Raw genomic sequence first — 7089 nt, 5'->3', positions numbered from 1 at the left:
CTTCAGGCGCGAAGCTTTCCGCCAAAAAGCTTCGCGCCTGAAGGCGCTCCTACAGAGGGGTAAGATGTGCGCCTGCCCTACGGAAGCCCCGCCATGTCCGAAATCCTCGTCCCCGTCTCCTTCGGCGAACTGCTCGACAAGATCGCGATCCTGCAGATCAAGTCCGAGCGCATGTCCGATCCGGCCAAGCTGGCCAACGTGCGCAAGGAGCTCGCGGCGCTGGATGCCACCTGGGGCGCCCACCCGGCCGCCGCCACCGACATCGCCGCCCTGCGCGCCGACCTCAAGGCCGTCAACGAGCGCCTGTGGGTGATCGAGGACGACATCCGCCTCAAGGAAAAGGCCCAGGCCTTCGACGCCGAATTCGTGCGCCTGGCGCGCGCGGTGTACTTCGAGAACGACGAGCGCGCGCGCATCAAGAAGGACATCAACCTGGCGCTGGGCTCGGCCTACGTCGAGGAAAAGAGCTACCAGGACTACCGGGCCGGCAGCACGCCCTGAGTCAGGCGCCGCGCGCGGCCCGGAAGGCGTCGAAGCGCGCGATCGCGTCCTCCACCGTCACCAGGTCCATCACGCCCGGGAACTCGATGCGCCGGCCCCAGGCCAGGCGGTCGGCGGGCTTGCCCATGAACTTCCCGGCGGCTTCGGCATAGCGGTTCACGGTCCAGCGGCGGTCGGAGTAGGGACCCGAACGCTCGGCGTCGGTGCACGCATGCAGCCCCAGCACCGCGGTGCCCATGGCGTTGGCCATGTGCGCCGGCCCCGAGTCGGGCGACATCACCAGGGTGGCCCGCGCCAGCAGCGCCAGCAGCTGCTTGAAGGTGTCCTTGCCGACCAGGTCCAGCGCCGGCGCCTTCATCGCGGCCAGGATGGCGTCGGCCGTGTCGCGCTCCAGGGCGCTGCGGCCGCCGCACAGCACCACGCGCCAGCCCCGGGCCGCGGCGTGGTCCGCGACCGCGGCATAGCGCTCGGGTCGCCAGTTGCGCAGCACGTGGCTGGAGCAGGGCGAGACCACCAGGGTGGGCTGGTCGCCCGGAAGGTGTTCGGCGGCCCAGGCATGGGCCGCGTCGGGCACCGGCATCCGCCACTCCACCGGCTGGCGCGTGATGCCCAGCGGCACCAGGAACTGCAGGAAGGCGTCGAGCACGTGGTGGCCGCCCGCCGGGATGCGTTCGTCGATGAACAGCGAATGGCCTTCCTTGCTGCGCCCGCGGTCGAAGCCGATGCGGCGGTCGGCCTTCACCGCCGTCGAGGCCAGGCCGGCACGCAGGGCCAGCTGCAGGTTCAGCAGCACGTCGAAGCGGCGGCCCGCGAGCGCCGCGCGCAGGTCGCGGTAGCCGGCCAGGCCGGCCTTCTTGTCGAAGACGATGAACTCGACCCCGTCCAGCCCCTCCAGCAGCCTGGCCTCGCCCTTGCCGATGATCCAGGTGATGGGCAGGTCCGGCCAGGCGCGCTGGAGCTGGCGCACCAGGGCCAGGGCGTGGGTGGCGTCGCCCAGCGCCGACAGGCGGAGCAGGCAGAGCGAACGCGGCGCGCTGTTCACGGGCATTGGTTAAACTGGCCTCGAATGGAAGTGACCGTCGCCGCCCTTGAGCGCCAGCAGCCTTTCCGCGACGCGCGCGGGCAGGGGGCGATTGTGTTCGACCCGGCGCGGCTGCAGCAAGCCACGCCCGCGCTGTTCGATCCCGCCGCGCACGGCGGCCGTGCGCAGCCGGTGCAGGCCGGCGGTCGCGGCGCGGCCTGGTTCGTCGGCGGGGCCTTCGGCGAGGCGGTGCTGCGGCACTACCGGCGCGGCGGCCTGGCCGCGCGCCTGGGCCGCGACACCTACCTCTGGTGCGGCGAGCGCGCAGTGCGCAGCTTCGCCGAGTTCCGCCTGCTGGCGGCCCTGCACGCCGAAGGCCTGCCGGTGCCGGCGCCGCTGGCGGCGGCCTACTGGCGCCGCGGCCTGGGCTATCGCGCGGCGCTGCTGGTGGAACGCATCCCGGGCGTGCGGGCGCTGGCCGACTGGTGCGGCGACCAGGCCGATGCGGCGCCCTGGGAAGCGGTGGGCGCCATGCTGGCGCGCTTCCACGCGGCCGGCGTGCACCACGCCGACCTCAACGCCCACAACATCCTGGTCGATGCCGCGGGCCGGCCCTGGCTGATCGATTTCGACCGCGGGCGCCGGCGGGCGCCCGGCGCCTGGCGCCAGGCCAACCTGCGGCGCCTGGCGCGCTCGCTGGCCAAGCTGTCGGCGGGCGACGCGCGCTGGCGCCCGGGCTTCGCGCGGCTGCAGGCGGCCTATGCGCGGGGTGCCGCATGAGCTGGTCGCTGCGCTTCCTCGGCGTGGGCAATTCGCAGTCGGCGGTGCTGCTGGGCTCGGCCTCGGCCGTGCTGCAGCGCGACGGCGCGCCGGTGCTGATGATCGACTGCGGCCAGGAGGCGCTGACCGCCTACCAGCAGGCCTACGGCGGGCTGCCCGACGCGCTGTTCATCACCCACGTGCACATGGACCACGTGGCCGGGCTCGAGCGGCTGTTCTTCGCCACCTATTTCGATCCGGCGCGGCGCGGCAAGGTGCGCCTGTACGTGCCGGTGGGCGTGCTGCCGCACCTGCAGTCGCGGCTGGCCGACTATCCCGGCGTGGTCGCCGAAGGCGACGCCAACTGGTGGGACGCGTTCCAGCTGGTGCCGGTGACGCGCGGCTTCTGGCATGCCGGCCAGTGGTACGAGGTGTTCCCGGTGCGCCACCACCTTCCCGACACCGCCTTCGGCCTGCGCCTGCCCGGCAGTGTGGTGTGGACCGGCGACACCCGGCCGATCCCGGAGATGCTGGCGAAATACGCCGACGCCGGCGAGCGCGTGGCGCACGACTGTGCCCTGCAGGGCAATCCCTCGCACAGCGGCCTGGACGACCTGGAGCGCGAATACCCGGCGCCGCTGCTGGCGCGCTGCGTGCTCTACCACTACGCCTCCACCGCCGACGCCGACGCGATGCGCGCGCGCGGCCACCAGGTCGCCCGTCCCGGCGACGTGCTGGCCCTGGCGGATCCGACGGCATGACCGCCGTCGTGCCCGCCATGGCGCCCGTCCTGCCGCGCGACCGCCTGGGTCGCCCGCTGCACGACCTGCGCGTGTCGGTGATCGAGACCTGCAACTATCGCTGCCCCTACTGCATGCCCGAGGGCCTGACGCCCGAGGAAACCGCGCTCGACCGCGCGCGGCGCCTGGACTTCGACGAAATCGAGACCGCGGTGCGGGCCTTCGTGCGGCTGGGCGTCAGCAAGCTGCGCCTCACCGGCGGCGAGCCGCTGCTGCGCAAGCGCCTGCCGGACCTGGTGGCGCGACTGGCGGCGATCCCGGGCGTCGAGGACCTGGCGCTGACCACCAACGGCTCGCTGCTGGCGCCACAGGCGCGCGCGCTGCGCGAGGCCGGCCTGCACCGGCTCACCGTGAGCCTGGATTCGCTGGACCCGGCGCAGTTCACCGCGCTGTCCGGCGGCCGCGGCCGGCTGCAGGACGTGCTGGCGGGCATCGAGGCGGCGCAGGCGGCCGGCTTCCCGCGGCTCAAGATCAACTGCGTGCTGCAGCGGGGCGTCAACGAAGACCAGGCGCTGGTGCTGGCCGAGCACTTCCGCGGCACGCCGCACGTGCTGCGCTTCATCGAATACATGGACGTGGGCACCTGCAACGGCTGGCGGCGCGAGGGCGTGCTGCCGTCGGCCGAGCTGCGCGACCGGATCTCGGCGCGCTGGCCGCTGCTGCCGCTGGACGCGACCTATCGCGGCGAGGTGGCCTCGCGCTACCGCTACGTGGACGGGCAGGGCGAGGTGGGCTTCGTCAGTTCGGTCAGCGAACCGTTCTGCGGCGACTGCCACCGCGCGCGGCTGTCGGCCGACGGCCAGCTGTTCACCTGCCTGTTCGCCACCCAGGGGCAGCCGCTGCGGGCGCACATCGCGCGCGGCGAGGACGCGCTGGCCGCGCACCTGGCCGGGCTGTGGCGCGAGCGCGGCGACCGCTACAGCGAGCGGCGCGCGTCCGCGCCCGATCGCAAGAAAATCGAGATGTTCTTCATAGGCGGCTGAGATGGCGACCCGGAAACTGACCCACGTGGACAAGGCCGGCCGACCGGCGATGGTGGACATCTCCGTCAAGACGGTGACCGCGCGCGAAGCCGTGGCCGAATGCCGGGTGCGCTTCCCGGCGGCGGTGGCGGCGGCGCTGCGCAAGGCCGGCATGGCCACCGCGAAAGGCGCCGTGGTCGACACCGCGATCATCGCCGGCACGATGGCGGTCAAGCGCACGCACGAGCTGGTGCCGTTCTGCCATCCCTTGCCGATCGAGGGCTGCCGCTTCGACGTGGCCTGGTCCGGCGACGCGGTGCTGCGGATCGAATGCGGCGTGCGCACCACGCACCGCACCGGCGTCGAGATGGAGGCCCTGACCGGCGCCACGGTCGCGGCGCTGGTGGTCTACGACATGTGCAAGGCGCTGTCGCACGCGATCGTGCTGGGGCCGGCGAAAGTGCTGGCCAAGCGCGGCGGCAAGCGCGACTTCGGCGGAGCCCGGGCGTGAGCGTGACCGTGCTGTACTTCGCCAGCCTGCGCGATGCCGCCGGCGTCGACAGCGAATCGCTGCCGGTGCCGGCCTCGCTGACGGCGCTTTACGCCGAGCTGCGCGCGCGCCACGGCTTCGTGCTGCCCGCGGAGAAGCTGCGCGTGGCCGTCGATGGCGCGTTCGCGGCCTGGGATACGGCCGTCGCCGACGGCAGCGAGATCGCCTTCATCCCGCCGGTGTCGGGCGGATGAAGCGCTTCGCGATCGCCTCCGAGCCGTTCGATATCGCGCCGCTGCGCGCGAGCCTGCTTGACGACCGCGCCGGCGCCTGCGCCAGCTTCGAGGGCTGGGTCCGGGACCACAACGACGGCCGCGCGGTGCAGGGCCTGTTCTACGAGTCCTACCGCGCCCTGGCCGAATCCGAGGGTGAACGCATCCTGGCCGAAGCCCTGCAGCGCTTCGACATCACCGCCGCCGCCTGCGTCCACCGCACCGGCGAGCTGGCGATCGGCGACCTGGCGGTCTGGGTCGGCGTCAGCGCCGGCCACCGCGGGCCGGCCTTCGACGCCTGCCGCTGGATCATCGACGAGGTCAAATCCCGCGTCCCCATCTGGAAGCGCGAACGCTACGTTTCCGGTGCGGCGGACTGGCTGCATCCGGATCCTTGAGGCTTTTCGAAGCCTGAACACGGATAAAAGCGGAAAAGGGCCGATAAAAGCCGATAGGGCCAACGCGGGAGTGGTTCACGCCCAGCCCGTTCCACTCCGCGAAAAGCCACGGAGTGCCAAGCCCCCCTTGGTAAGGGGGGCGCGCCGACAGGCGCGGGGGATTGGAAGTGATGAGCCGGGGCCCGCGATCTGCGCAGCAGATCGTGGGGTAATACCGCGAATGCGGTATTACGCTTCCCCCCTTGGTAAGGGGGGCGCGCCGACAGGCGCGTGGGATTGGGAGTGCAGACCGGGACCCGCGGTTCGAAAAGAGGGGTCAGAGTGAATTGGCGCTTGAAACGCTAATTCACTCTGACCCCTTTTTTTGAACCGTGGGCCGCCTCTCGGGCTGCGCCCGAGGGCGGTGCCCCCGCCGGCTGGCCCCGGCGCCCGCATCATCCAATACCGTTGCTGCCTTCCGGCCCTGGCGGAGTTTTCGGACTAGCGTCGCGGGGGGCCGACGGGGCCACCATTGAAGCGAACGGCGCGCCGAGGGGCGCGCCGTTTGAAGAGTGGCGGAGAGAGAGGGATTCGAACCCTCGATACGGGGTTTAGCCGTATACACACTTTCCAGGCGTGCTCCTTCAACCGCTCGGACATCTCTCCGCAGAGATAACCGCCTGAAACAAGCCGGAAATCATACCCGTCGCCGGGGGCGGCCACAAGCACGGCGATTCCCGCTGGCCGGGGGGCGGGGGGGTTGGCACAATGGGCCGGCCGGTCCCGACCCCTCGTGAGCCCCCGCATGTCCTACCTCGTACTCGCCCGAAAATGGCGCCCCCGGCGCTTCTCCGAACTGGTCGGGCAGGAACACGTGGTGCGTGCGCTCAGCAATGCCCTGGAATCGGGCAAGGTCCACCACGCCTTCCTGTTCACCGGCACCCGCGGCGTCGGCAAGACCACCATCGCCCGCATCTTCGCCAAGTCGCTCAACTGCGAGCGCGGCACCAGCGCCGAGCCCTGCGGCGAGTGCGCCGCCTGCCGCGACATCGACGCCGGCCGCTACGTCGACCTGCTCGAGATCGACGCCGCCAGCAACACCGGCGTGGACGACGTCCGCGAGCTGATCGACAACGCCCAGTACATGCCCTCGCGCGGAAAGACCAAGGTCTACCTGATCGACGAAGTGCACATGCTGTCCAAGAGCGCGTTCAACGCGCTGCTCAAGACGCTCGAGGAGCCGCCGGAACACGTGAAGTTCCTGCTGGCCACCACCGATCCCCAGAAACTGCCGGTCACCGTGCTTTCGCGCTGCCTGCAGTTCAACCTGCGGCGCCTGGACGAGGCCCAGATCGGCGGCCAGATCACCCGCATCCTGGCGGCCGAAGGCATCGGCGCCGAGGACGGCGCGATCGCGCTGCTGGCCCGCGCCGCCGACGGCAGCCTGCGCGACGGGCTGTCCCTGCTCGACCAGGCCATCGCCTACACCGGCGGCCAGCTGGGCGAGGAGGCGGTGAACGCCATGCTGGGCACGGTCGACCGGGCCCAGGTCGGCGCCCTGCTCGAGGCGCTGGCGGGCTTCGACGGCGCCGCGCTGATGGCGCGTATCGAGGAACTGGCCGCGTATTCGCCCGACTTCGGCCACGTGCTCGAGGACCTGGCCACGGCCCTGCACCAGGTCCAGCTGCAGCAGCTGGTGCCGGGCGCGGCGGCGCCGGCCGGCCGCGTCGACGTCGTCGGCCTCGCCGCCCGGCTCTCGCCCGAGCTGGTGCAGCTCTGGTACCAGATGGCCGTGACCGGCCGGCGCGATCTCGGCCTGGCGCCCAGTCCGCGCACCGGCTTCGAGATGTCCCTGCTGCGCATGCTGGCCTTCCGGCCGGCATCCACGGCATCGGAGGCACCTGCAC

At 71.8% G+C, this 7089-nt stretch carries 9 protein-coding genes, 1 tRNA gene and 1 other RNA gene; 8 read left to right on the top strand and 3 right to left on the bottom strand.

Annotated elements, in window-relative coordinates; genetic code table 11:
* The first annotated feature begins 93 nt into the window (after positions 1-93).
* Entirely contained in the window at positions 94-501 is a 408-nt protein-coding gene (locus VFQ84_RS12925) for a DUF6165 family protein (RefSeq protein WP_325132048.1), read from the top strand.
* A 1-nt stretch (position 502) separates the two neighbouring features.
* Here the strand turns inward: VFQ84_RS12925 and VFQ84_RS12920 are convergent, their stop codons facing one another.
* Positions 503-1549: a glycosyltransferase family 9 protein gene (locus VFQ84_RS12920; protein WP_325132047.1), complete on the bottom strand. Its 1047-nt coding sequence runs from the start codon at positions 1547-1549 to the stop codon at positions 503-505.
* Positions 1550-1567: 18 nt separating this feature from the next.
* Here VFQ84_RS12920 and VFQ84_RS12915 point away from each other — a divergent pair, with 18 nt between their 5' ends.
* The 6 genes from VFQ84_RS12915 to VFQ84_RS12890 are packed head-to-tail and all read left to right on the top strand — an operon-like array spanning position 1568 to position 5203.
* Entirely contained in the window at positions 1568-2302 is a 735-nt protein-coding gene (locus tag VFQ84_RS12915; RefSeq protein ID WP_325132046.1) for a 3-deoxy-D-manno-octulosonic acid kinase, read from the top strand.
* A complete protein-coding gene (locus tag VFQ84_RS12910; protein WP_325132045.1) occupies positions 2299-3042 on the top strand; it encodes an MBL fold metallo-hydrolase in 744 nt (247 codons plus the stop codon). Before VFQ84_RS12915 ends, VFQ84_RS12910 begins: the two co-directional genes overlap by 4 nt.
* Entirely contained in the window at positions 3039-4064 is a 1026-nt protein-coding gene (gene moaA / locus VFQ84_RS12905; protein ID WP_325132044.1) for a GTP 3',8-cyclase MoaA, read from the top strand. The genes VFQ84_RS12910 and moaA overlap by 4 nt, the downstream gene beginning before the upstream one ends.
* A 1-nt stretch (position 4065) precedes the next feature.
* Positions 4066-4554 carry a cyclic pyranopterin monophosphate synthase MoaC gene (gene moaC, locus VFQ84_RS12900; protein WP_325132043.1) on the top strand — a complete coding sequence of 163 codons (489 nt, stop codon included), beginning with the start codon at positions 4066-4068 and terminating at the stop codon, positions 4552-4554.
* A complete protein-coding gene (locus tag VFQ84_RS12895; RefSeq protein ID WP_325132042.1) occupies positions 4551-4787 on the top strand; it encodes a MoaD/ThiS family protein in 237 nt (78 codons plus the stop codon). The genes moaC and VFQ84_RS12895 overlap by 4 nt, the downstream gene beginning before the upstream one ends.
* On the top strand, positions 4784-5203 hold the full coding sequence (locus VFQ84_RS12890) for a molybdenum cofactor biosynthesis protein MoaE (RefSeq protein WP_325132041.1): 420 nt from the start codon (positions 4784-4786) through the stop codon (positions 5201-5203). The genes VFQ84_RS12895 and VFQ84_RS12890 overlap by 4 nt, the downstream gene beginning before the upstream one ends.
* 406 nt (positions 5204-5609) lie before the next feature.
* Here VFQ84_RS12890 and ffs read toward each other — a convergent pair.
* An RNA gene (gene ffs / locus VFQ84_RS12885) (signal recognition particle sRNA small type) lies at positions 5610-5706 on the bottom strand.
* Positions 5707-5755: 49 nt separating this feature from the next.
* Positions 5756-5848: transfer RNA gene (locus VFQ84_RS12880), tRNA-Ser, on the bottom strand.
* Between the two features lie 139 nt (positions 5849-5987).
* Between VFQ84_RS12880 and dnaX the strand changes: the two genes are divergently transcribed.
* Positions 5988-7089, top strand: a 1102-nt coding sequence (dnaX, locus tag VFQ84_RS12875) for a DNA polymerase III subunit gamma/tau (RefSeq protein WP_325132040.1), incomplete at its 3' end; no start/stop codon positions are given.

Origin of the sequence: Arenimonas sp. (genome assembly GCF_035721105.1) — a bacterium.
In the GTDB taxonomy this organism is placed as follows: domain Bacteria; phylum Pseudomonadota; class Gammaproteobacteria; order Xanthomonadales; family Xanthomonadaceae; genus Arenimonas.
The sequence above is the reverse complement of the archived record's forward strand: the minus strand, read 5'-3'. Positions and strand labels throughout refer to the sequence as shown.